A 20776-nucleotide genomic window follows, 5' to 3' on the forward strand; every position below is an offset into this window, starting at 1 on the left:
GGGAGGCCGCAGGCCCCGCCCGCGGCCCCCGGTCAGCCTCCCTTCCGTCCGCCCGGGCGCTACGGAATCTGCTGCAGGATCGCGAAGATGCCCGCGCCGATGATCGTCGTGTCGCTCGAGAACGCGATGATGCTCAGCACCAGCGTGAACACCGCCATCCCGGCCAGGTTCGCCATCACCACCTGCGTCGAATCCGCATTCGTCACCGACTGTGCCGCATAAATGCTCATCACGAACAGCAGCACAATCGACCCCAGCGCGAACACCGGGTACAGCACCGGGATGAACATCAGCACGCTCAGCGCCAGCGGCCACGCCGCATACCCCATCGTCCGGAACAGCGATTGCACATCCCCCGACGCCTTGTACACCTGCGCCAGCATCACATACACCACCAGCACCCAGACCGCATACAGCGCCGCCATGAAGATGCCGCCCAGGATGAACGTGTTCAGCCACGGATCCTCGGGGCCGAAATCGAAGTTGAACTCCCAGAACAGCGTCGCCCCCAGCCCGGCCAGCAGCGATGCAACCGCCGCAACCACCAGCGCCGGGATCAGCTCGTTCGCATCGTCGCGGACCTCGTCGAAGACGCTGGTGTCGAACCGCACCAGCCGCATCACGTGATTGACAATGACGTTCGGGTCCATGCTGCCTCCTGCATGCCTTCCGTATCACTGGCGGCAATCCACTGGTCTCCCGCCAGTTGCGCGGCACTATAGCACGCAGATGCCAACACGCGAATGAAATGATCAGCAATCTGCTCCAATGACGCCTGCGCGGCGCACCGGCCCCCCGATCGGCCGCCGCTCGGGCACCCCCGCCCGCCGCGGATACCGCGCAGGGCACGCCGCGCGCTTCCGGAACAGTGCCACGCGCACCGTCTCGCTCACCTCCGGCCGCATCGGCAGGATCGCATCCAGCTCGCATCCAAGCTCCGCCACCGCCGCTTCCGCAGCCGCGAGCTCCTCCTCCAGCCGGCTTCCCTTCGGCAACGCAATCACCCCGCCCACCGCGGCCAGCGGCGCAGCATACTCCAGCACCACCCGCAGCTCTGCCACCGCCCGCGCCGTCACCAGCCCGCAGGCCTCGCGCAGCGGGCCCCGCCCTGCCTCCTCCGCCCGCAGCGCGTGCACCGTCACGTTCGTGCACCCCAGCTCCCTCGCTGCCGCCTCCAGGAACCGCGCCCGCTTCTGCAGCGGCTCCACCAGGTGCACCTCCCACCCGGGCCGCGCGCACGCCACCACCAGGCCCGGCCAGCCCCCGCCCGTACCGATGTCGGCATACCGGAAGCCGGGCTCGCCGCCGACCGCCCCCTCCGCAATCCGCAGCAGCTCCAGCGATTCCCCGTACTGCCGCCGCACCGCCTCCACCGCCTCCACCGCTGTCAGCCGGCCAGCCTGCTCCCCCGCCTCAACCAGGCTCCAGTGCCGCCGAAGCCGGTCGATGGTCCCCTCGGCCGCCTCCGCCGCGAACAACCTCGCCAGGTCATCCCAATCCGCCAGCTTCTCCATTGCGTGAAGCACAAACCCCCGCCCGAATGGTACAGTAGTCCCATGACACAAACGCCCGCAGGAGCCACGACTACTCCGGTCACCCTCCGCGAAGCCCTCCGTCAATTCACCGCTTCCCTCAAACCCGCCGAACGCGAATACGCCGCCTACGTCGAAAAGTTCTGCAACGACGTCGGCCTCGACCGAATCGCCGCCGACCTTACCCCCGCCATCGTCGAGCAGTACGGCGAACGCAACCTCCGGCCCACCGACCCCAACGGCCAGCGCCGCCTCGACGCCCTTAAGGCCTGGTTCAGGTTCCTCAAAACGAAAGGCTACACCGAACGCAACCTCGGCACCGGCCTCCGCCTGCCGAAATCCAACGGCCCCCGCACCACCAGCGCCAGCCCCCGCGTCGTCGAAACCCCCATCGAAATGACCGCTGAGGGCATCGAAGCCCTCAAGCGCGAACTCGCCGACCTCGAGCGCCGCATCCCCGACCTCATCCGGGCCGTCGAAACCGCCCGCTCCGACGGCGACCTCCGCGAGAACGCCCCCTACCACGCCGCCCGTGAAGCCCTCGCCCTCGCCGAGAACCGCCGGCGCCAGCTTGAAGAATCCCTCAAGCGTGCCGTCGTCGCCGACCGCTCCGAACTCGACCACGACGTCGCCGCCATCGGCTCCGGCGTCACCGTCACCTTCCTCGAGCGCAACATCCAGGTCACCTACCAGCTCGTCGGCCCGCGCGAAGCCAACCCCGCGGAAAAGAAAATCAGCGTCGAATCCCCTGTAGGCCGCGTCCTCCTCGGCCGCCGCGTCGGCGAAGAGGTCGAAGTTGAAGCCCCGCAGGGCACCATGCGCTACCGCATCGACGCCATCATCCACAACCCCTGACCTCCCGGCATCGGAACCGGGTCCCGCAGCCCCGCTTCGCGGGATTTCTGCGCCCGAACCCCGGGTTTTCCCCAATCCGGAAACCGCACACGGTGACGAATACTCCTCCCACCACAACCGGGAGGCCAATCATGCTCGTCACCGGCGACCTCAAATGCCTGCACTGCGGCCACATCACCGCCCGCTGGGTCGGCCCCAAGGGTGCGCCGCTCACCTTCGCCGGGCTCCGGCCCCTCCCGCCCGGCACCGACCCCGCCGCACCCGTCCGCTGCGGCCGCTGCCAGGGCCCCGTCTACCTCGATGATGCAACGCCGGTGGCCAGCTCCTACCGCCTTCGCCGCATCCAGCGCCTCCGCCAGCAGCTCGCCGCCTTCGATGCGCCGCGGCGCAAGCGAGGCCGCGCCGCCTGACCAGTCCGGCCCGTCAGCAGCAGTCGTCCTTGTACCCGCACCGCCGGCACACGGCCAGCCGCGAACCCTTGATGTTCGCCATCGCCGACCCGCACCGCGGGCACACCTGCACCGGGATGCTCCCCTGGCTCACCCCGCCATCTCACCACAACCACCCGGTACATGCCAGCTCTTCGGCATACCCGCTTGAACGTTTGAACAATTCCCCGCACCCTTTCACCAGTCGACACACACCGTCGACGGGTCGCGCACCCCGCCTCCCGCACCGCGAGGCCCCGCCGTGAACGGGGCCTCGCACCGTTTCCCGGGATACACCCCCTCCAGGTACGGGCGAACGACCGTCCTGTGGACGCCATTCGCCCGCCACCATAGCCGCCGTCGATGGCACCATCGAACCTGTCGACCGATGCAGCTCCCGCACACCACAGCGGCCGGCCCTCGGGCACACTGAAATCGACAGGCCCGCGGCACAGCCCGCGGGAAGGAGGATAACGACACCATGCACCGCTTGACCCGCCTCGCGCTCCTCGCCGCCCTGGCCCTGGCCGCAGCCGCGGCCCTCGCCGCGTGTGGCGGCAGCAGCAGCTCCTCCAGCGCCGGCGTCGCCGACGGCTCCGACAGCCGCATCCCCGCCGGCGCCCCGTTCATCGACCAGGACAAACTCCAGTTCATCCCCAAAGAACTCAGCGTCAAGGTCGGCGAAACCGTCTACTTCAAGAACAGTGAAACCGCCCTCCACACCGTCAACATCGACGGCAAGAATGTCTCCGGCAACATGAAGAAGAACGACGTCTTCACCTGGGTCTTCCAGCAGCCCGGCTCCTACAAAATCACCTGCGACTACCACCCGCAGATGAAGGCCACGATCACCGTCACGGAAAGCTAGTTCCCGGCCTTCGGCGTCTTCAGCGCCGTCCCATCCCCCAGCTGAATCACCAGGTCGAACCCCGGCGGCTCCGTGCCGTCGGGGTTTCGCATGCGCAGGTCCAACAGCCCCGTCAGCTTCCCCGCCGTGTACGGCTTCCCCGTCACATCAACAATCCCGGGCTGCCCCGACCCGTCACCAGCGATCACCGTCACCCACGCCGGCGCAATGCCGTACGCCTCCAGGTGCGCAAGCGCGGCCTTCCCCGCGGCCTCGCCGCCCGGCGGCGTCACCACCGCCACCTTCGGCGCCTCGTCCCGCGCCTGCGGGTCTGCCAGGAACTCGTCGATAATCGCGTACATCTGCTCCCGGTTCGGCAGCAGGATCAGCTGCCCGTCCTCCGCAACCCCGCCGTACATCGCCTTCCCGAGCGAGAACGTCTCGATGCGCGAGAGGTCGATCCCCCGCGCCATCAGCGCATACCCCGGGATCAGCCCGTTGTCGATATCGGTCTTGAACGCGTCACGGTAGGCGCTCCACAGCTCCGGGATCCGTGCGACATACCCCAGGCTCACCGCCTTCTCCGCCACTGCCCGGATGACCAGCTGCTGCCGCTCGATCCGCTTCAGGTCGCCGTCCACCCGCACCCGCGAATACCCCAGCGCCTGCTTGCCGTCCATGTGCTGGCGGCCGGCCTGCACCGTATTGTTCGGGAACACCTCCAGCACGTCCGTCCCGAAGTCCGAAATTGTCTCCGGGACATCGATGTCGATGCCCCCCAGCGCATCGATCAGCCGCACAAACCCCTCCCAGTCGATCACCACGTAGTGCCGGATCGTGATGTTCAGGTTGTGCTGCACCGCCGCCACCGCCGCGCCCGCCCCGCCTCCCGGGTACTTGTAAAACTGCCCGTACGAGTACGCCGCGTTGATCTTGTTCTCCGCCCACACCCCGGGCGTATTCCCGTACGGGATCTCTGCCCAGAAGTCCCGCGGAATCGCCAGCAGCTGCAGCCGCCCCGCGTGCGTGTCGATGCTCGCGATGAACATCGTGTCGCTCCGGTAGCTCCCGTCCTCCGGCTGCCCCGGCCGCTTATCAATCCCCAGCACCAGGATGTTCAGCCGCGCCTCCGGGGTCCACGGCTTCGGCCCCGGCTCCGAAACCCCCGGCAGCGACACATTCACCCCAATGTCCGTCCCCGGCACGTACGCCGGCACCGCCGGCACCGCCACCTCGTTCGCCGGGAACAGGTACTGATCGACCCGTCCAAGCACGACCAGTGCGACGTAGACCGCGGCAAGGAAGCCGACCACAATCCCTGCAGCGGCGGCCCGCCGCCGCGTCACTCCGGTGCTCACTACCCCGCCAGCCTCCAGGGAGGTTGCCCCTCACCTTCTCCGCCGTCTCCCGCTCAGTCAAGCTCAGGGGGTAAAGCCCTCATGTCCCTCCTCATCCGTAATGCAGTTGTCGCCAGCCCATCCGGCCCCCACCGCGCCGATATCCTCGTCCAGGGGCCCCGCATCGTCGCCGTCGGCCGCGACCTCGAAGCGCCCGGCGCCGAAATCCTCGACGGCGAAGGGCTGACCGCCGGCCCCGGCTTCATCGATGTCCACGTCCACGGCGGCGGCGGCCACTCCTTCTTCTCCGACGACCCCGCCGAAGTCGCCGCCTACGCCGCCTGGGCGCCCTCCCGCGGCGTCACCGCGTTCCTCGTCTCTACCGTCGGCCCCGATGCCGCAGCCACCGCCGCCCGCCTGGCTGCCCTGCGTCCCGCCATCCAGCCTGTCCCCGGTTGCGCCGAGCCGCTCGGCTTCCACCTCGAAGGCCCCTTCCTCAACCCCGTCCGCCGCGGCGCCTTCCCGGCCGACTACCTCCGGGAGCCCGCCATCGCCGAGTACGAGGCCTTCCATGAGGCCGCCGAAGGCCTGATCCGCCAGGTCACCGTCGCCCCCGAGCTGCCCGGCGCCCTGCCCCTCATCCACACCGTCGCCCGCCTCGGCGCCGTACCCGCCCTCGGCCATACCGACGCCACCGTCCCTGAATGCCGCCAGGGCTTCGAGGCTGGCATCGCCCACGTCACCCACCTTTTCAACGCCATGCGCCCCATCCACCAGCGCGAAGGCGGCCCCGTCGTCGCCGCCCTCGACAACCCCGACATCACCTGCGAACTCATCTGCGACGGCGCCCACGTCGAGCCCGCCGTCCTCCGGATCGCCTACCGCCTCCTCGGCCCCCTCCGGGCCGTCATCGTCACCGATAACCTCCACCTCGCCGGTGCAGAACCCGGCCGCGCAGCATTCGCCGGCGAATCCGTCACCGTCTCCGGAGCCGCTGCCCGCAAGGCCGATGGCACCCTCGTCGGCAGCGTCGCCACCTTCGACGTCCACGTCCGCAACGCCGTTGAGTACTTCGGTCTCGACCTGCCAACCGCCTTCCGCCTCGCCAGCACCAACCCCGCCCGCGTCGCCGGCGCCGCCGACCGCAAGGGCCAGCTCGAACCCGGCTTTGATGCCGACATCGTCCTGCTCGACCGCGACCTCCGCGTCGCCGCCACCATCTGCCGCGGCGTCATCGCCTACCGCCGCGCCTGAGCCCCCGCCCGCAGGAACGGCAGCGTCGCCCGCAGGAACGCGTCGGGCCGCTCCTCCGCCAGCAGGTGCCCCGCCCGGTCGATGACCACCGCCTCGCCGGCCCCCGGCAGTGCCGCCGCCAGCTCCTCCGCCCGCCGTGGCGGCACCACCACATCTGCCTCCCCCGTCACCACCAGCGCCGGGGCCCGCACGGTCCCCAGGTCCACATCCGGCTCCTCAGCATGCTCACGGGCCATCTCCGCCACGGCGCGCACCGTCCCCGGGATGAGCAGCGGGTCGATGTACCCGCGCACCACCTCCGGCGTCACAAACGCCGGGTCGGCCACCATCTGCCGCAGCCCCCGGCGCCCGGCCGCGTACATCACCGTCGGCGAAATCGCCGCCAGCCGGATAGCCCCGAACATCAGCCCCCTCGCCCGCCGCCGGCGGCCGATATCCAGGTTCGCCCCCGCGCTCACCGACCCGACCAGCACGAGCCGCTCCGCCCGCCCCGGCGCCCGCGCCGCCAGCCGCTGCACCACCGCCCCGCCCATCGAGTGTCCCGCAAACGCCGCCCGCTCGATGCCCAGCAGGTCGAGCAGCGCCAGCAGCCGGTCCACGTGCCGCTCATGCCCGTAGCCGATCCCCGGCCGCCGGTCGCTCAGCCCGAAACCCGGCAGGTCCACCGCAATCACCCGGAACTCCTTCGCCAGTTCCGGCACCACCGCCCGCCAGCTGAACGTGCTCCCCGCAAACCCGTGCACCAGCACCAGCGCCGGCCCGGCGCCCTCGTCGAGGTAGTGGAGCCGTGCCCCCGCCACCTCCCGCACCAGCCCGGCAGGCTGCGGCGGGCGCCACCGCCGGCGGTCGGCCGCGGCCAGCCCCGCAGCCGCCCCCGCGCCGGCCGCACCCAGGAGCGCCGCCACCCCCGCGGCACGCCTCACCGCCATGCCGCCGCCTCCGCCAGCAGCTCCCGCAGCGCACGGATGCTCCGCGGCATCCGCGGCCCATACCACCAGAGCAGCTTGCCATCCACCAGCCGCGCCGGCGCCACCCCGGCAAACTCGACGCAGTGCTCCTCCCGGAAGTGGTACGGCTCATCCGGCAGCAGCACCAGCTCCGGCCGCAGCTCCCGGACCTCCTCCAGCGTCACCTCCGGGTACCGCTCACGCTCCCGCTGCACGTTCACCGCACCGCACGCCTCCAGCAGCGAGCTCCCGTATGTCCCGCCCCCGAGCCCCAGCAGCGGCCGCCGCCAGATCGGCACGAACACCCGCGGCCCTTCGCCGGGCCTGGCCTCCTCCAGCGCAGCCTCTACCTCCGCTGCGAGCGCGTCCGCCCCGGCCGTGTTGCCCACCTCCGCGCCGATCGCCCGGATCGCCGCCAGCGCCTCCCCGACCGAGTCGATCACCGTCACCAGCACCCGCAGCCCCGCGTCCTCCAGCGCTGCCACATCCTCCCGTCGGTTCTCCTCCCGGTTCGCAATCACCAGGTCCGGCTGCAGCGCTGCAATCGCCGCAACGTCGGGGTCCTTCGTCCCCCCGAACGCCGGCACCGCCGAAGCCATCTCCGGCGGCTCCGTGCAGAACTTCGTCCGCCCTGCCAGCGTTTCCGGCGCAAGCTCCCAGACGAGCTCCGTCAAACTCGGCACCAGGCTCACAACCCGCATAGCCGTCATTATCGCCCTTCTGCACCCCCGCGAGACGAAGCCCGCTCACCGGACGGCACCGCGCCTGCGCAGACGCCCTCCCGGTCAGTTCGACGGCGGCGAACCGAGCGTCACCTCCGCGCTCTGCCGCTTCCCGTCCCGGTAGTACTCCACCTTCACCTTCTGACCGGCCTGGTTCTTGATGAGCGCAACCGCCAGGTCCGCCTCGTTATCCACCTCCACGGCGCCCACCTTCACAATCACATCGTTCGCCTGGAGCCCGGCCTGCGCCACCGGGCCGCCGGGCACCACGTTCCGCACCACAATCCCGCCCTCGCCCTCCGGGACCCCGAGCTGCCGAGCAACCGCCGGCCGCAGCGCCTCGAACCCCTGGATCCCGAGGAAACCGCGGTTCACCCGGCCCTGCTCTTTCAGCTGCTCCACAAGCGCCTTCACGATGTCCGAGCCGACCGCAAACCCGATGCCCGGCGCCCGCTCACCCGTCGTCGGGTCCGGCGCAATCGCCGTATTCACGCCCACCACCTTCCCCGTCAGGTCGAGCAGTGGCCCCCCGCTGTTCCCGTGGTTGATCGCCGCATCCGTCTGCACCGACCCGAAGATCGCCGCGCTCGTCCCCTCATTAATCGCCCGGTTCTTCTGGCTGATGATCCCCTTCGTCACGCTGAACGCGCCGCCCTCGCCGCCCTGCAGATCCAGCGCATACCCCATCGCCACCACATCCTGCCCCACTGCCACCTCTTTCAGGTTCGCGAACTCCAGCGCCTTCAGCCCCGTCGCCTCAATTTTCAGGAGCGCGATGTCCGCCCGCGTGTCCACGCCCACCACACGCGCCTGGTACTGCGAACCATCGCTCAGGGTCACCGTAATCGCGCTCGCTACCCGTCCTGCCGTCCCGCTCACCACGTGCGCGTTCGTCACGATGTACCCGTCGCTCGCCACGATGAACCCGGAGCCCACACCGGTGTTCGTCTGAATCCGCACGATCGCCGGCTCGGCGAACTGCACCAGCTCCGCAACGGTCATCTGCCCCGCCGGCAGCGACGTCGGCTGCGACCGGGCCACGGTCGGCGTGGCCGTCGCCGGAGCCCCCGTAATCCCCCCATTCGCCGCCGGCCCGCCGTGGTCATTCTCCGAGCAGGCCGCGCCGCCGGCCAGCACCAGCGTCGCAAGCCCCGCCGCCAGCACCATCCTCAGGTTCATCTCTCGCACCCCTCACATTCTCCCCCCAGTCTCACAGCTGGCCGCCGTGCAGAAGGTAAAGGCAAAAGGCGCCTTCACACCACCGGTGAAGCCGTTCGCGCCCATCACGCCGCGGTGTATTATCCCCCTGCAGAAAGGAACACCCCGCGCGATGGATGGCAATCCGACACCCGCCGGTATACGTAACATCGATCGAACGGTCGAATTCGCGCGCCCTGCCGATGCCGCGCTCGCCGACCGCACCGATTGGCCGGACGAAACCCTCATGCTCGCCATCCTCGAACGCGACCAGCACGCCTTCGCCGTCCTCTACGACCGCTACGTCGACCTCGTCTACTCCGCCGCCTACCGCATCCTCGGCGACCCCGGCCTCGCCGAAGACACCACCCAGGACGTCTTCGTCCGCCTCTGGCGCCGCCCCGAAACCTTCATCGCCGAGCGCGGCCGCTTCATCAGCTGGCTCATGAGCGTCACCCGCAACCGCGCCCTCGACGAAGTCCGCGCCCGGGGCCGCCGCTGGAAGCGCGAGGGCAGCCCCCTCGGCGACCCGGCCGAATCCGCCGAGCCCGTCTTCAACGTCGCCGACCTCGACCCAGGCACTACCGCCGAGCTGAACGAAGCCCGCGCCGCCGTTCGCCGCGCCCTCAACGAGCTCCCGCCAGACCAGCGCCGCGCGCTCGAACTCGCCTACTTCGGCGGCCTCACCCAGCAGCAGATCGCCGCCGTCCTCCACGAGCCGCTCGGTACCATCAAAACCCGCATCCGCCTCGGCATGCAGAAACTCCGCCGCTGCCTTGAACGCTCCCGGTAGCCCGCACCCTCCCATGGACGCCCCGCACATCACCCAGGAACAGGCCGACGAGTACGCCATCGGTGCGCTCGAACCCGAACTCGCGCGCGCCATCGCCATCCATCTCGCCGAATGCACCGGCTGCCGCGAGATGGTCCGCGAAGCCGAGCGCATCGCCGCCCTCCTCGCCGCCAGCCAGCCGCTCCGCCGGGCCTCGCCCCGCCTCCGCAATCGAGTCTTCACCGCTGCCGGCATCCGCAAACCCGGCCCCGCCTGGCGCGCCCTCACCATCGGCCGCGCCGCCGCAGGGCTGGCCGCCATCATCATCGCCGTCGGCGCGTTCTCCGGCATGCTCGGGCTCCGCACCCAGGTCAATGCCCTCCGCTCCCAGAACGCCGACCTCCAGCGCCAGATCGACGAAGCCCTCTCCCAGAAGGTCGCCCTCGCAGCTCTCACCCAGAAGCTCGAAGACCAGGAAGCCGTCGCTGCCGAACTTCGCGAAACGCTCAAGTCCGACTCCGAGCTCTTCATCGCCCTGATCTCGCCCAACAGCCAGGTCGCCGCTGTCGTCTCCGTCTCCCCTGAGCGCGGCTCCATCGGCCGCCTCGTCTGGGACGAAGACCAAAAGCGCGTCTGGTTCGTCGCCAGCCAGCTCCGCCAGCTGCCGCCCGGCGAAACCTACCAGCTCTGGGTCAACTCTGGCGGCCGCTACTACTCCCTCGGCACCTTCGCCCCCGATGAGGCCGGCTTCGCCCGCTACGAAACTCGCGTCCCCGAAGGCATCACCAGCTACGACACCGCCGTCGTCACCATCGAACGCGCCGGCGGCTCACCCGTCCGCGAAGGCCCGACCGTCTTCTTCGTGACCGACCTCTCCCGCCTCACCCGCAACTGACCCGCCCTCAGCCCGGGCCCGGCGCGAACGGAGGCCGGCGCCGCTCCGCGTGCTTCCGCTCCTGCACGTACTGGTGCGCCAGCCGGAACTGGATCACCGCCAGCACCGCCTCCCGCGTCAGCTGCGGAAAGGTCCCGAGAATCGTCGCAATCTCCTCGCCCCGGTCCACCGCATCCAGCACCTCCTGGACCGCAATCCGCGTCCCGCGGACCACCGGCCGGCCGCCCAGCACGGCAGCATCCACCTCGATGTACTCCCGCCAGTCCAGCTTGCTCATCCCGCAGCCTCCCGAATCAGCAGCAGCAGGGTGACGATGCCCAGCACCGCCAGCCCGAATCCTGCAGCCTTCAGCGTGGCCCGCTGGTTCGCGTCGAGCAAGTCCCCGCCCTCCCCCGCCTCGAGGTTCGGCCCCTCCCCCACCTCCTCCAGCAGCGCCCGCGCCGGCTCGATGGCCTCTGCCGGCACGCGGATCAGCCACGTGCCGCCCAGCGGAAATGCCGCAGCCCGGTACGGCGTCGCCGAACCCTCAACCAGCGCCGGGATGCCCGCCGCCCGCAGCTGGCCCGCCGTCAGCTCCGCATCAACCTCCGTCGCACCCCGCCACACCACCTCCCACCGGTCCGCCGGCATGGCGCGCCCGTCAGGCCGGCACCGGCACATCCAGCCGGTGCCGCCGCAGCTCCGCCATCACCTTCGCCCCCACCGCCTCGTCCGGCTCAACCACCGGCAGCCGCGGCGCCCCAATGGCGAAGCCCAGCTGACGCAGCACGTACCGGATGGTGCTCGGGCTCCCGTTCAGGAAGCAGGCGTCCGTCACCCGGCAGAGCGCCATGTGGATCGCCGCAGCCTCCGGGAGCCGCCCCGCCAGCACCGCCTCCAGCATCGCCTTCTGCTGCCGCGCCACGATGTGCGCCGTCACGCTGATCGCGCCCCACGCCCCCATGCACCACAGGTGGAAGTTGTCGTTGTCGTTCCCGCTCCAGATTTTGAAGCCCGGCGCAGCCTCCATCACTGCCGCCGTGTGACGCAGGTCGCCGTTCGCCTCCTTATTCCCCACCACGTTCGGCAGCTCGGCGCACCGCAGGATGGTCTCCACCGTCATCCCAACCCCGACGCGACCCGGCACGTTGTACAGGATCACCGGCAGGCTCGTGCTCTCCGCAATCGCCCGGAAGTGCTGGTAGATCCCCTCCTGCGACGGCTTCAGGTAGTACGGCACCACCGCGAGGATCGCATCGGCTCCCGCCCGCTCGGCCAGCTTCGCAAGGCGAATCGAGTGCCGCGTGTCGTTCGTCCCGGCCCCCGCCACCACCGTCGCCCCGCCCAGCTCCTGCTTCACCTCCGACCAGAGTGCGTACTTCTCGTCGTCGCTCAGCAGCGGCGCCTCGCCCGTCGTCCCGGTCACCACCACGCCGTCGTTCCCATTCTCGACAAGCATCCGCGCGAGCTTCCGCGCCATCGGCAGGTTCACCGCACCGTCGTCCGTGTAGGGCGTCACCATCGCCGTCAGCAAACGTCCCAGTTCAGCCATCGCACCATCTCCGCAGGGGGTCCACCCATTCTACCCGGCGGCCGCAAGCCGGCCCTGCCCCCGGCCATTCCCCGCATTTCACGGTGAATTTACCGCCCGGCGGTCGAACGGCAACCTTCCCCGGCCGAATCTGCAGATGCGCCCCTACGGAGGTTCCTTATGGCACGCATCACCGCACCGTTCCGGGCCGGCTGGCGGGTCGCCGTCCTCGCTGCCGCCCTCGTCGTCGCCGCCCTCGGGCTCTCCTTCGCCGCGGCCGGCTCCAGCACCGCGACCCTCGCCCCCGGCGAATCCCTCACTGTCCGCTGCGAAGGCGGCACCCGCCTCACCGTCTCCCGCGTCAACACCCGGGAGGTCCGCCTCAACTGCAAAGGGCAGGCCGCCACCCCGACCCCCACCCGGAGCGCCACCGCGACGCCCACCCGGACTCCGACGCGTACCCCTACGCCGACGCCCACCCGCTCCGCCACCCCGCCCCCGTCCTCCGGCGCCGTCGGCCGCTGCGGCGAACCCATGGACCGCTGGCACCCGCCCGTCGTCACCGGCCCCGATGGCAAACCCTGCTACACCGGCCATGAGCACGGCGACGAGCCGCCCGCCTGGATCGCCGCCGCCGGCTACACCGTCTCCTTCTCCGGCCCATTCAACACCTCCCCCGCCGAAAACGCCGAAAAACACGCCGCCATGAAGGGCTTCAGCACCCGCCTCAACGGCGTCGATATCTACTTCCGCGTCCACGCCGCCTCCAACCCGCTCGACCGCATGGCCCGCTACCACTCCTACCAGGTCTGGGCCCGCGACCCCTCCGGAAACGTCTCCTTCTGGCAGGGCTGGTACAACTCCGGTGACCCCCGCCCCGCATCCGAAGGCGGCTCCCGCGTCCCGCGCCGCATCATCGCCCTCCCCGAGGAAGACCAGCGCCCCATCGTCGCCGTCTGCGATGCCACCTCTATCGCCCAGGGCATCGGCTGCGAACAGTGGTACTCCGCCCCCGGTGAGCCCGACTGGTCCTGGGACTTCGGCTGGACCATCTGCGGCGCCACCACCCTCTACACCCCCGGCGAGAACGCGACCGCCTACGACATCTCCACCTGGATTCCCACCGGCGAAACCGGCAACACCCGCCGCCTCGAAGCCGCCTGGTACGCCTTCCGCAACCCCATCCGAGGCGCCTTCGTCGCAACCCAGTTCGGCGAAATCGTCTCCGGCCACAACGACCCACGGTGCTCCGGCACCACCACCCGCTACGGCGTCACCTACCGGAACGTCTGCCTCGACCAGTACATCGCGCCCACCATGCCCACCGTCGCCTTCCCCGGCAACGCCGACCAGAAAACCTACCCCGACCCCGGCGTCACCATCCCCAACTGAGCCCGCGTCCCCCGGCGCACGGCAAGGCCCCGGCAATTCTGCCGGGGCCTCGCTGCGCCCGCCCGGGCGCTCCAGGGGGAACCTGCTGCGCGCTACTGCGTCGGCTGGCTCGAGCCCGAGGGCGCGGTCATCCCGCCCCAGTGGCGGCCGCGCCCGAAGCCCTTCCCGAACTTCTTGAGCGGCCCGCCCTCGTTCACGAACTTCGTGATCATCTCAGCGGTCTTCGTCTTCAGCTGGTCCGCCTGCTCCTGCGTCAGCCGCCCGTTCGCGACTGCCTCGTCAATCCTTGCATTCGCCTCGGCTACGAGCGCGTCGATCACCGCCTGCGTCTTGTCCCCGGCGATCTCGGCGATCGTCTTCCCCTCGGCCAGCTGGCTCCGGAGCGTCTCGACGTCCGTCCCGAGCACGCCGGCGATCGTCTCGAGGCTCGCCCCGCCCCGCGGAATGCCGAACCCCTTCCCCTTCCCCGGGAGGTGGTCGCCGGGCTTCGAGTTCAGCAGCTCGTCGATCTTCGCGCCCGCGTCAGCCAGCCGCTGGTCGGCCTGCTCCTGCGTCAGCCGCCCGTTGGCCACGGCCTGGTCGAGCTTCGACTTCAGCGCATCCAGCGCCTTCTGCTTCGCCTCTGCGGCGGTCACGTCGCCGTACTGGTCGAGGATCTGCCCCCAGGTCAGCCCGGCGGCCTTGCCGTCGGCAATCTCCTGCGGCGTCAGCCCGACGCCCTTCAGCAGGTGGCCAATCGCCAGCCCCAGCCCGAGCCCGCGCTCGCAGCCCTCCAGCGCACCGCTGCCGCCGTCCTGCGTCGATGGCGCCGGCGTCGGCGTCCCGCCCTCCTGCGCAAAGGCGGCGCTCCCGAAGCCGATCACCCCGACCGCGATCACGCTGGCGACACCGACCGATACCAGCCGGCTGTCCCGAATCGAAAACTTCATCTCGTCTGCTCCTTATCCAGAGAGGATTGCGGCGGTTCGTCCGCCGCTCACCTGTACCATGGCGCCAGCCTCCCCGGGGGTGACGGGGTGTCGCGCTCGCGGTGAGGAGACCTTTACCCGGCCTATCGGTGGCGCTCCACCCACCGCCCCCGGAAGACCAGCAGGACACCTTCCCGGACCTCTACCTCCGCCCGCTCCCCCACCAGTTCGTTGTGCACGCCCCGCGGGCTGAACGGCAGGTCGGCATCCTCCAGCTCCCAGCGCAGGCCCCGCGTCGTCACCCCACGGCAGCCGCCCGGCGCAATCAGCGACACCACGGTCCCCGGCTCGCCCCGCACCTCCGTCCGGCCGCGTACGAGCCACACCTCGAACAGGTCGTCGTGCAGCACCACCTCGTGGTCCCGGAACACCACCAGCACCGAAAGGTTGGCCAGCGCATGGTCTGCCCGCCCCCCGCCGGCCGCCGCCACATCCACCCGCTCCGCCCCCCGCTTCAGGGCGAACCGCACCGCCTTCTCCAGGTCCGTCGTCATCGGGTCCGGGTCCCGAACGAACCGCTCCCGCGGCACCGGCGCCTCCGGAAACTGGTCCATGGTGTCCAGGTCGCCCACCACCGCGTCCGGCGTGATGCCCGCATCGAGCGCGACCAGCGCCCCGCCGTCCGCTGCCACCACCAGGTCCGCCGCCGCCGCGAGCTCCTGCAGCAGCCCCGCCGAAGGCGGCTCCCCGTGGGCAATCACCAGCGCCCGCATGCCTCCATTCAACCCGCCGGCGGGCAACCGCGCGAGCCCCGCATGGTTGTACCCGCAACCGACCCGCTGCTACCGTCGAACCGGTAACGTCCACATCGTCTGTAAGGAGCCCCGCACATGCCTGCATCCATCCCCGCGTCTCACCGCGACCTCTTCGAAAAACCGAACTTCGGCCACCTCGCCACCCTCATGCCCGACGGCTCGCCCCAGGTCACCCCGGTCTGGGTCGATATCGACGGTGACACCATCCTCGTCAACACCGCCGAGGGCCGCGTCAAAGCCCGGAACCTCGCCCGCGACGGCCGTGTCGCGATCTCCGTCGCCGACCAGCAGAATCCCTACCGCTACATCCAGGTCCGCGGCCGCGTTATTGCCCGCACCCACGACGGCGCCGACGCCCACATCGATAAGCTCGCGAAGAAATACCTCGGCCAGGACCGCTACCCCTTCCGCCAGCCCGGCGAACAGCGCGTCATCTTCCGCATCCAGCCTGAGAACGTCCAGGTCAGCGGCTGACGCAGCCGCCCCGCTGGCTCCCGGTGCCCGCGCCCGCTAGCATCGGGAGCCATGCGCATCCTCCTCCTCGGCGCCAACGGCCAGCTCGGCTCCGATATCGTCCGCTGCTGGCGCGGCCAGCCCGGCATCGACCTCCTCCCCGCCACCCGCGCCGACGCCGACGTTACCGACCTCGCCGCAGTCCGCGCCCTGGTCGAACAGGCCCGCCCGGCCCTCGTCATCAACACCACCGCCTTCCACAACCTCCCCCGCTGCGAGCAGGACCCGGCCACGGCCATGACCGTCAACGTCGTCGGCGGCTGGAACGTTGCGACTGCCGCCCGCGAAGCCGGCGCCGCCGTCGTCCAGTTCTCCACCGACTACGTCTTCGACGGCGAGAAGCGCACTCCCTACCTCGAATCCGATGCCCGCCGCGCCCTCAACATCTACGGCGCCGCCAAAATCGCCACCGAAGACGCCGTCCGCATCGCCAACCCCGACCACCTCGTCGTCCGCGTCTCCGGCCTCTACGGGCTCGCCGGCTCCGCCGGCAAAGGCGGCAACTTCGTCGAAACCATGCTCCGCCTCGCCCGCGAAGGCCAGCCCATCCGCGTCGTCGCCGACCAGATCACTGCGCCCACCAACACCGCCGAGATCGCCGAGGCCCTCCTCCCGCTCCTGCGCGATGGGCTCCGCGGCACCGTCCACCTCGCCGCCGACGGCGAAACCAGCTGGTACGACTTCGCCCGCGCCATCTTCGAACTCCGCGGCATCGCGCCCGACTGCCAGCCGACCACCACCGCCGAATTCGGCGGTCCCGTCCGCCGGCCGCTCTACAGCGTCCTCGGCTCCGAACGGGTCCCCCGCCTGCGCCACTGGCGCCTCGGCCTCGAACGCTACCTCCGCGAAAAGCACGGCGGCCTGTCCTGAATTCGCCACCTTCCGTACCATCCACCACCATGCGGGCCACGCATGGCCCGGTCGGAGGCCCCATGCGCATCCTCGTCACCGGCGGCGCCGGGTACATCGGCAGCGTCCTCGTCCCGAAGCTCCTCGCCCGCGGCCACCAGGTCCGGGTCGTCGACCGCATGTTCTGGGGCCTCCCCCACTACGCCGATGAACCCGGCGTCGAACTCGTCAACGCCGATATCCGCCGCCTTCCCGAGGGCGTTTTCGACGGCATCGATGCCGTCGACCACCTCGCCGGCTTCTCCAACGACCCAACCGCCGAATTCAGCCCCGAAGCCAACTGGCAAATGAACGCCGCCGCCACCGATACCATCGCCCGCCAGTGCATCGCCGCCGGCGTCCGCCGCCTTGTCTTCGGCTCCTCCTGCTCCCTCTACGACGGCGCACCGGACGCCGAAACCCTCCTCGATGAAAACGCCCCCCTCGCCCCGCGCGGCGCCTACGCCACCTCCAAGCGCTACTCCGAACAGGCCCTCCTCGCCCACGCCGGTCCCGATTTCGAGCCCGTCATCCTCCGCCAGGCCACCGTCTTCGGCCTCAGCCCGCGCATGCGCTTCGACCTCGTCCTCAACACCTTCGTCAAAGATGCCCTCGTCCGCCAGCGCCTCATCCTCCACGGCGGCGGCCGCATGTGGCGCCCCCTCGTCTCCGTCCAGGACCTCGCCGACGCCCACATCGCCGTCCTCGAAGCCCCCTCCGAGCTCGTCGCCGGCGAAATCTTCAACGTCGTCGGCGATAACTACCAGATCCGCCAGCTCGCCGAAGTCGTCGCTGCCGCCCTCGTCCGCCTTGGTCAGCCCGTTGCCCTCGTCGATGGCCCCCTCCCCAACCTCGTCCGCAACTACCGCTGCTCCGGCGAAAAGCTGAAGCAGCGCCTCGGCATCCAGCTCCCGACCACCGCCGCCGACGCCGTCGCCGAGCTCATCGAAGCATTCCGCAACGTCCCCGTCGAGCAGCTCGGCCACCCGAAGTACTACAACATCGCCTGGATGCAGCTGCTCGAACAGGTCCGCCCCGCCTACCAGGCCTCCAACCGCATCTTCGAACCGTTCGAGGAGGAGTAAGCCCGTGGACATCCACGTCTCCACAACGCCGCTCGAAGGCGTTCTGGTCATCGATACCGACTACTTCCGCGATGAGCGCGGCTTCTTCATCGAGGTCTACCACGAGCAGCGCTTCCGCGAGCACGGCCTCCCCACGAACTTCGTCCAGGATAACCACTCCCGCTCCGGCAAAGCCGTCCTCCGCGGCTTCCACTACCAGGACATGACCGCCCCCATGGGCAAACTCGTCCGCTGCACCGCCGGCGCCATCCTCGATGTCGCCGTCGACCTCCGCGTCGGCTCCCCGACGTTCGGCAAATACTTCGCCATCGAACTGACCGCCGAGAACATGCGCCAGCTTTGGGTGCCCGAGGGCTTCGGCCACGCCTTCCAGGTCCTCACCGATGCCGCAGAGGTCCAGTACAAGTGCACCGGCCTCTACAGCCCTCCCTCCGAAGGCACCGTCGCCTGGAACGACCCCGACATCGGCGTCGACTGGCCCATCAAGAACCCCGTCCTCTCCCAGCGCGACCAGAACGGCATGAGCCTCCGCCAGTACCTCGAAAAGCCCGCCTTCCACTACCGCTCCGCCTGAGTCGCGCGCTCACGGCTTGACCCGGCCCAGCTGACGCCGGCGGTATCTTTCCCCCATGTCCCGCGCGCTTCGCCTCCTCCCCTTCCTCCTGCTCCTCGCCGCTATCGCTGCCTGCTCCGGCGAGAGCGCCCCGCCCGCCGATACCCCGGCCGCAGCGTCGCCCGCAGCGAAGGCCGAACCATCCCCCGCGCCGCCGTCGCCTGCACCCTCCCCCTCCCCGGCCGCCGGCTACCGCCCCCTCGGCACCAGCGCCGGCGTCGCCACCACCATCGCCGACCCCCGCTTCGACCCCGTCCCCGGCGCCCGCGCCAGCTACGGCATCCTCGGCCGCGCCGCCTACCGCATCGAAGTCCCCGAGAACTGGAACGGCGAACTCGTCCTCTTCGCCCACGGCTTCGCCGGCTTCGGCACCGAGGTCGCCGTCCAGAACCCGCCGCGCGCACTCCGCGAATTCCTCATCGCCAGCGGATTCGCCTGGGCGGCCAGCAGCTACAGCGAAAACGGCTACGTCCCCGGCATCGGCGCCGACGATACCCTCGCCCTCAAACGCCACTTCGAAGCCGAGTTCGGCCGCCCGGACCGCACCTACCTCGTCGGCGCCTCCATGGGCGGCAACGTCGTCGCCCTCGCCCTCGAACACCACGCCGGCGAATACGATGGCGCCCTCGCCCTCTGCGGCGCCCTCGGCGGCATCGAACAGATCGACTACTTCGTCTCCTGGGTCGCCCTCGCCGAATACCTCTCCGGCCTCACCTTCCCAATCGGCGAACCCGGCGCCGACCTCACCTCCATCTTCCTCACCCGGCTGCCCGCCCGCCTCGGCACGCCCCAGGCGCCCACCCAGGCCGGCCGCCAGTTCGCCTCCGCCATCAAGTACCTCACCGGCGGCCCCCGCCCATTCTTCGCCGAGGGGTTCGCCGAGCAGTACCTCGTCAACTTCGGCCTCGCCATGGTCGACCCCGGGCGCCGGCTCCTCGTCACCCGCGCCGCTACCAACCAGGACCACGTCTACGCCATCGACCCCGGCCTCGGCATCACCGCCGACCAGCTGAATGCCGGCGTCCGCCGCTTCGCCCCCGACCCCGCCGCCCGCAACGCCGACGCCCACCCCGACGCCGTCCCGACCACCGGGCGCATCACCGCGCCGCTCCTCACCCTCCACAACACCGGCGACCTTTTCGTCCCCATCTCCCTCGAGCAGTCCTACCTCCAGAAGGTCCGCGCCGCCGGCCGGCAGGACCTCCTCGTCCAGCGCGCCATCCGTGCCGGCGGCCATTGCCAGTTCTCGCAGCAGGAGCTCACCACCGCCTTCTCCGACCTCGTCCGCTGGGTCCGCGAGGGCGTCCGCCCCGCCGGCGACGACCTTTCCGGCGACCTCACCGATATCGGCCGCCAGTTCACCAGTCCGCTCCGCCCCGGCGACCCCGGCGGGGTCAACTGAGCGCTGCCAGCGCCTCCGCAATCGGCCCCGCCTCGCACCCGAACGCCGCCAGCCCCCGGTCCACCACGCGCCGCCGCCGGTCCACCGGCGCCAGCTCCGCCATCGCCAGCACCGATGCCCGCCACCGCTCCCGCGCCGGCCGCCCCGCCCCCGCCAGCCACGCCCGCTCCCACGCCGCGAAAAACCGGTCGAGCACGCCGCCCGGCTCCGCGTGGTGGATCAGCTCCTTCGGCAGGTACGGCTGAAACGCCCGCGGCCCCTCGCTGAAGAACCGCAGCCGCTGCCCGAACACCAGCCGAACCCTCCGCAAAGGCGGCTCCAGCCACCGACCCGGCGGGACCGGCTGCGCCGCCGTCCGCTCCCACATCCACCAGCACGCCAGCCGCCCGAACGGGTCGCTCGTCCCCTCAATGAGCAGCGCCCCCGGCGCCATTCGCAGTGCCAGCGTCTCCAGCGCCGCCCGGACCTCCCCCTCGTCGTACTGCCGCAGCACGTTGAATGCCCGCACCAGCCCGGCCAGCTCCCCCTCGGCCAGCGGCAGGTTGAACCCCCCGCGCACGAACCGGAGCCCCTCCCGCGCGAACGCCTGCGCCCGCTCCGCCCGTTCCCCGTCGATCTCCACCCCAACCACCTCCGCCCGCGGGTTCACCCGCCGCAGCCGCTCGAACAGCTCCACCGTCGTCACCGGCACATCGCCGAACCCGAGGTCAACGGCCGGCCCCCGCAGCGCCCGCAGCCGCTCCCCCTCCGCCACCAGCAGGTAGGTATCCGCCAGCCGCAGCCGGTTCGGCGCCGTCTTCCCCCGCGTCACCTGCCCCGCCGGTTTCGTGCCCATCGCCGAAATCCTCGCAAACCTCCCGGCCT

24 protein-coding genes are annotated in these 20776 nt (G+C 70.5%); 12 read left to right on the forward strand and 12 right to left on the reverse strand.

The features are described 5' to 3' along the window. Nucleotides 1–59: 59 nt before the first annotated feature. Both A9A59_RS05250 and A9A59_RS05255 read right to left on the reverse strand, forming a co-directional pair. The gene (locus tag A9A59_RS05250) at nucleotides 60–650 is read right to left on the reverse strand and encodes a YIP1 family protein (RefSeq protein ID WP_098503280.1); all 591 of its coding nucleotides are present in this window, start codon (nucleotides 648–650) and stop codon (nucleotides 60–62) included. A gap of 102 nt (nucleotides 651–752) precedes the next feature. Then, entirely contained in the window at nucleotides 753–1514 is a 762-nt protein-coding gene (locus tag A9A59_RS05255) for a 16S rRNA (guanine(527)-N(7))-methyltransferase RsmG (RefSeq protein WP_098503281.1), read from the reverse strand. 42 nt (nucleotides 1515–1556) lie between these two features. Here A9A59_RS05255 and greA point away from each other — a divergent pair, with 42 nt between their 5' ends. From greA to A9A59_RS05270, 3 genes are all read left to right on the forward strand, one after another. Beyond that, complete coding sequence (gene greA / locus A9A59_RS05260) at nucleotides 1557–2387, forward strand: transcription elongation factor GreA (protein WP_098503282.1); 831 nt, start codon at nucleotides 1557–1559, stop codon at nucleotides 2385–2387. Nucleotides 2388–2518: 131 nt separating this feature from the next. Continuing rightward, the gene (locus A9A59_RS05265) at nucleotides 2519–2797 is read left to right on the forward strand and encodes a hypothetical protein (RefSeq protein WP_098503283.1); all 279 of its coding nucleotides are present in this window, start codon (nucleotides 2519–2521) and stop codon (nucleotides 2795–2797) included. 499 nt (nucleotides 2798–3296) lie between these two features. Then, on the forward strand, nucleotides 3297–3683 hold the full coding sequence (locus tag A9A59_RS05270; RefSeq protein WP_098503284.1) for a cupredoxin domain-containing protein: 387 nt from the start codon (nucleotides 3297–3299) through the stop codon (nucleotides 3681–3683). On the opposite strand, the gene A9A59_RS05275 is transcribed toward A9A59_RS05270, so the two are convergent. Continuing rightward, a complete protein-coding gene (locus A9A59_RS05275; protein WP_133117517.1) occupies nucleotides 3680–5020 on the reverse strand; it encodes an LCP family protein in 1341 nt (446 codons plus the stop codon). The two genes, A9A59_RS05270 and A9A59_RS05275, sit on opposite strands and share 4 nt — an antisense overlap. Before the next feature lie 81 nt (nucleotides 5021–5101). Between A9A59_RS05275 and nagA the strand changes: the two genes are divergently transcribed. Then, nucleotides 5102–6253 carry an N-acetylglucosamine-6-phosphate deacetylase gene (nagA, locus tag A9A59_RS05280; RefSeq protein WP_098503286.1) on the forward strand — a complete coding sequence of 384 codons (1152 nt, stop codon included), beginning with the start codon at nucleotides 5102–5104 and terminating at the stop codon, nucleotides 6251–6253. On the opposite strand, the gene A9A59_RS05285 is transcribed toward nagA, so the two are convergent. From A9A59_RS05285 to A9A59_RS05295, 3 genes are all read right to left on the reverse strand, one after another. Continuing rightward, the gene (locus A9A59_RS05285) at nucleotides 6238–7182 is read right to left on the reverse strand and encodes an alpha/beta fold hydrolase (RefSeq protein ID WP_098503287.1); all 945 of its coding nucleotides are present in this window, start codon (nucleotides 7180–7182) and stop codon (nucleotides 6238–6240) included. The two genes, nagA and A9A59_RS05285, sit on opposite strands and share 16 nt — an antisense overlap. Beyond that, entirely contained in the window at nucleotides 7173–7910 is a 738-nt protein-coding gene (locus A9A59_RS05290; protein ID WP_278286802.1) for a helical backbone metal receptor, read from the reverse strand. The genes A9A59_RS05285 and A9A59_RS05290 overlap by 10 nt, the downstream gene beginning before the upstream one ends. 75 nt (nucleotides 7911–7985) lie before the next feature. Then, nucleotides 7986–9101 (reverse strand): S1C family serine protease, encoded by a 1116-nt coding sequence (locus A9A59_RS05295; protein ID WP_098503289.1) that lies wholly within the window; start codon nucleotides 9099–9101, stop codon nucleotides 7986–7988. Between the two features lie 46 nt (nucleotides 9102–9147). Between A9A59_RS05295 and A9A59_RS05300 the strand changes: the two genes are divergently transcribed. Together A9A59_RS05300 and A9A59_RS05305 are read left to right on the forward strand one after the other, a co-directional pair. Beyond that, on the forward strand, nucleotides 9148–9912 hold the full coding sequence (locus A9A59_RS05300; protein WP_133117518.1) for a sigma-70 family RNA polymerase sigma factor: 765 nt from the start codon (nucleotides 9148–9150) through the stop codon (nucleotides 9910–9912). A gap of 13 nt (nucleotides 9913–9925) precedes the next feature. After that, nucleotides 9926–10786: an anti-sigma factor domain-containing protein gene (locus tag A9A59_RS05305; RefSeq protein WP_098503291.1), complete on the forward strand. Its 861-nt coding sequence runs from the start codon at nucleotides 9926–9928 to the stop codon at nucleotides 10784–10786. A gap of 7 nt (nucleotides 10787–10793) precedes the next feature. Here A9A59_RS05305 and A9A59_RS05310 read toward each other — a convergent pair whose 3' ends face one another. Genes A9A59_RS05310 through dapA form a run of 3 tightly spaced genes read right to left on the reverse strand, consistent with a single transcriptional unit; the run spans nucleotide 10794 to nucleotide 12317 of the window. Beyond that, a complete protein-coding gene (locus tag A9A59_RS05310) occupies nucleotides 10794–11063 on the reverse strand; it encodes a DUF433 domain-containing protein (protein ID WP_098503292.1) in 270 nt (89 codons plus the stop codon). After that, nucleotides 11060–11416 (reverse strand): DUF2007 domain-containing protein, encoded by a 357-nt coding sequence (locus A9A59_RS05315; protein ID WP_098503293.1) that lies wholly within the window; start codon nucleotides 11414–11416, stop codon nucleotides 11060–11062. Before A9A59_RS05315 ends, A9A59_RS05310 begins: the two co-directional genes overlap by 4 nt. A 10-nt stretch (nucleotides 11417–11426) precedes the next feature. After that, a complete protein-coding gene (gene dapA / locus A9A59_RS05320) occupies nucleotides 11427–12317 on the reverse strand; it encodes a 4-hydroxy-tetrahydrodipicolinate synthase (RefSeq protein ID WP_098503294.1) in 891 nt (296 codons plus the stop codon). 159 nt (nucleotides 12318–12476) lie between these two features. On the opposite strand from dapA, the gene A9A59_RS05325 reads away from it, so the two are divergent. After that, on the forward strand, nucleotides 12477–13688 hold the full coding sequence (locus tag A9A59_RS05325; protein ID WP_098503295.1) for a YfiM family lipoprotein: 1212 nt from the start codon (nucleotides 12477–12479) through the stop codon (nucleotides 13686–13688). Nucleotides 13689–13780: 92 nt separating this feature from the next. On the opposite strand, the gene A9A59_RS05330 is transcribed toward A9A59_RS05325, so the two are convergent. Beyond that, nucleotides 13781–14617, reverse strand: a complete 837-nt coding sequence (locus A9A59_RS05330) for a hypothetical protein (RefSeq protein ID WP_098503296.1) — start codon at nucleotides 14615–14617, stop codon at nucleotides 13781–13783. Between the two features lie 122 nt (nucleotides 14618–14739). After that, a complete protein-coding gene (locus A9A59_RS05335; protein WP_098503297.1) occupies nucleotides 14740–15369 on the reverse strand; it encodes a thiamine diphosphokinase in 630 nt (209 codons plus the stop codon). Between the two features lie 117 nt (nucleotides 15370–15486). Between A9A59_RS05335 and A9A59_RS05340 the strand changes: the two genes are divergently transcribed. The 5 genes from A9A59_RS05340 to A9A59_RS05360 all read left to right on the forward strand — a co-directional run bounded on the left by A9A59_RS05340 (nucleotide 15487) and on the right by A9A59_RS05360 (nucleotide 19912). After that, entirely contained in the window at nucleotides 15487–15885 is a 399-nt protein-coding gene (locus tag A9A59_RS05340; protein ID WP_098503298.1) for a PPOX class F420-dependent oxidoreductase, read from the forward strand. 51 nt (nucleotides 15886–15936) lie between these two features. After that, nucleotides 15937–16794 (forward strand): dTDP-4-dehydrorhamnose reductase, encoded by an 858-nt coding sequence (gene rfbD / locus A9A59_RS05345; RefSeq protein WP_098503299.1) that lies wholly within the window; start codon nucleotides 15937–15939, stop codon nucleotides 16792–16794. A 62-nt stretch (nucleotides 16795–16856) separates the two neighbouring features. Continuing rightward, the gene (locus A9A59_RS05350) at nucleotides 16857–17897 is read left to right on the forward strand and encodes an NAD-dependent epimerase/dehydratase family protein (protein WP_165772524.1); all 1041 of its coding nucleotides are present in this window, start codon (nucleotides 16857–16859) and stop codon (nucleotides 17895–17897) included. Nucleotides 17898–17907: 10 nt separating this feature from the next. Next, nucleotides 17908–18471 (forward strand): dTDP-4-dehydrorhamnose 3,5-epimerase, encoded by a 564-nt coding sequence (gene rfbC / locus A9A59_RS05355; RefSeq protein ID WP_098504807.1) that lies wholly within the window; start codon nucleotides 17908–17910, stop codon nucleotides 18469–18471. Nucleotides 18472–18526: 55 nt separating this feature from the next. Then, complete coding sequence (locus A9A59_RS05360) at nucleotides 18527–19912, forward strand: alpha/beta hydrolase (protein ID WP_098503301.1); 1386 nt, start codon at nucleotides 18527–18529, stop codon at nucleotides 19910–19912. Here A9A59_RS05360 and A9A59_RS14240 read toward each other — a convergent pair. Further along, complete coding sequence (locus A9A59_RS14240) at nucleotides 19905–20747, reverse strand: class I SAM-dependent methyltransferase (protein ID WP_181950227.1); 843 nt, start codon at nucleotides 20745–20747, stop codon at nucleotides 19905–19907. The genes A9A59_RS05360 and A9A59_RS14240 overlap by 8 nt on opposite strands. Between the last annotated feature and the right edge of the window lie 29 nt (nucleotides 20748–20776).

The sequence above is a fragment of the Tepidiforma thermophila genome (assembly GCF_002563855.1).
Taxonomy (GTDB): domain Bacteria; phylum Chloroflexota; class Dehalococcoidia; order Tepidiformales; family Tepidiformaceae; genus Tepidiforma; species Tepidiforma thermophila.

Excerpts from the sequence above, each read along its gene's own strand:
- A9A59_RS05290 (WP_278286802.1), bottom strand. The coding sequence starts at position 7,910 with ATGACGGCTATGCGGGTTGTGAGCCTGGTGCCGAGTTTGACGGAGCTC.
- A9A59_RS05285 (WP_098503287.1), bottom strand. The coding sequence starts at position 7,182 with ATGGCGGTGAGGCGTGCCGCGGGGGTGGCGGCGCTCCTGGGTGCGGCC.
- A9A59_RS05315 (WP_098503293.1), bottom strand. The coding sequence starts at position 11,416 with ATGCCGGCGGACCGGTGGGAGGTGGTGTGGCGGGGTGCGACGGAGGTT.
- A9A59_RS05340 (WP_098503298.1), top strand. The coding sequence starts at position 15,487 with ATGCCTGCATCCATCCCCGCGTCTCACCGCGACCTCTTCGAAAAACCG.
- A9A59_RS05350 (WP_165772524.1), top strand. The coding sequence starts at position 16,857 with ATGCGCATCCTCGTCACCGGCGGCGCCGGGTACATCGGCAGCGTCCTC.
- A9A59_RS14240 (WP_181950227.1), bottom strand. The coding sequence starts at position 20,747 with ATGGGCACGAAACCGGCGGGGCAGGTGACGCGGGGGAAGACGGCGCCG.
- A9A59_RS05335 (WP_098503297.1), bottom strand. The coding sequence starts at position 15,369 with ATGCGGGCGCTGGTGATTGCCCACGGGGAGCCGCCTTCGGCGGGGCTG.
- greA (WP_098503282.1), top strand. The coding sequence starts at position 1,557 with ATGACACAAACGCCCGCAGGAGCCACGACTACTCCGGTCACCCTCCGC.
- A9A59_RS05265 (WP_098503283.1), top strand. The coding sequence starts at position 2,519 with ATGCTCGTCACCGGCGACCTCAAATGCCTGCACTGCGGCCACATCACC.
- A9A59_RS05360 (WP_098503301.1), top strand. The coding sequence starts at position 18,527 with ATGTCCCGCGCGCTTCGCCTCCTCCCCTTCCTCCTGCTCCTCGCCGCT.
- A9A59_RS05325 (WP_098503295.1), top strand. The coding sequence starts at position 12,477 with ATGGCACGCATCACCGCACCGTTCCGGGCCGGCTGGCGGGTCGCCGTC.
- nagA (WP_098503286.1), top strand. The coding sequence starts at position 5,102 with ATGTCCCTCCTCATCCGTAATGCAGTTGTCGCCAGCCCATCCGGCCCC.
- A9A59_RS05295 (WP_098503289.1), bottom strand. The coding sequence starts at position 9,101 with ATGAACCTGAGGATGGTGCTGGCGGCGGGGCTTGCGACGCTGGTGCTG.
- A9A59_RS05305 (WP_098503291.1), top strand. The coding sequence starts at position 9,926 with ATGGACGCCCCGCACATCACCCAGGAACAGGCCGACGAGTACGCCATC.
- A9A59_RS05310 (WP_098503292.1), bottom strand. The coding sequence starts at position 11,063 with ATGAGCAAGCTGGACTGGCGGGAGTACATCGAGGTGGATGCTGCCGTG.
- A9A59_RS05250 (WP_098503280.1), bottom strand. The coding sequence starts at position 650 with ATGGACCCGAACGTCATTGTCAATCACGTGATGCGGCTGGTGCGGTTC.
- rfbD (WP_098503299.1), top strand. The coding sequence starts at position 15,937 with ATGCGCATCCTCCTCCTCGGCGCCAACGGCCAGCTCGGCTCCGATATC.
- A9A59_RS05255 (WP_098503281.1), bottom strand. The coding sequence starts at position 1,514 with ATGGAGAAGCTGGCGGATTGGGATGACCTGGCGAGGTTGTTCGCGGCG.
- A9A59_RS05270 (WP_098503284.1), top strand. The coding sequence starts at position 3,297 with ATGCACCGCTTGACCCGCCTCGCGCTCCTCGCCGCCCTGGCCCTGGCC.
- dapA (WP_098503294.1), bottom strand. The coding sequence starts at position 12,317 with ATGGCTGAACTGGGACGTTTGCTGACGGCGATGGTGACGCCCTACACG.
- A9A59_RS05330 (WP_098503296.1), bottom strand. The coding sequence starts at position 14,617 with ATGAAGTTTTCGATTCGGGACAGCCGGCTGGTATCGGTCGGTGTCGCC.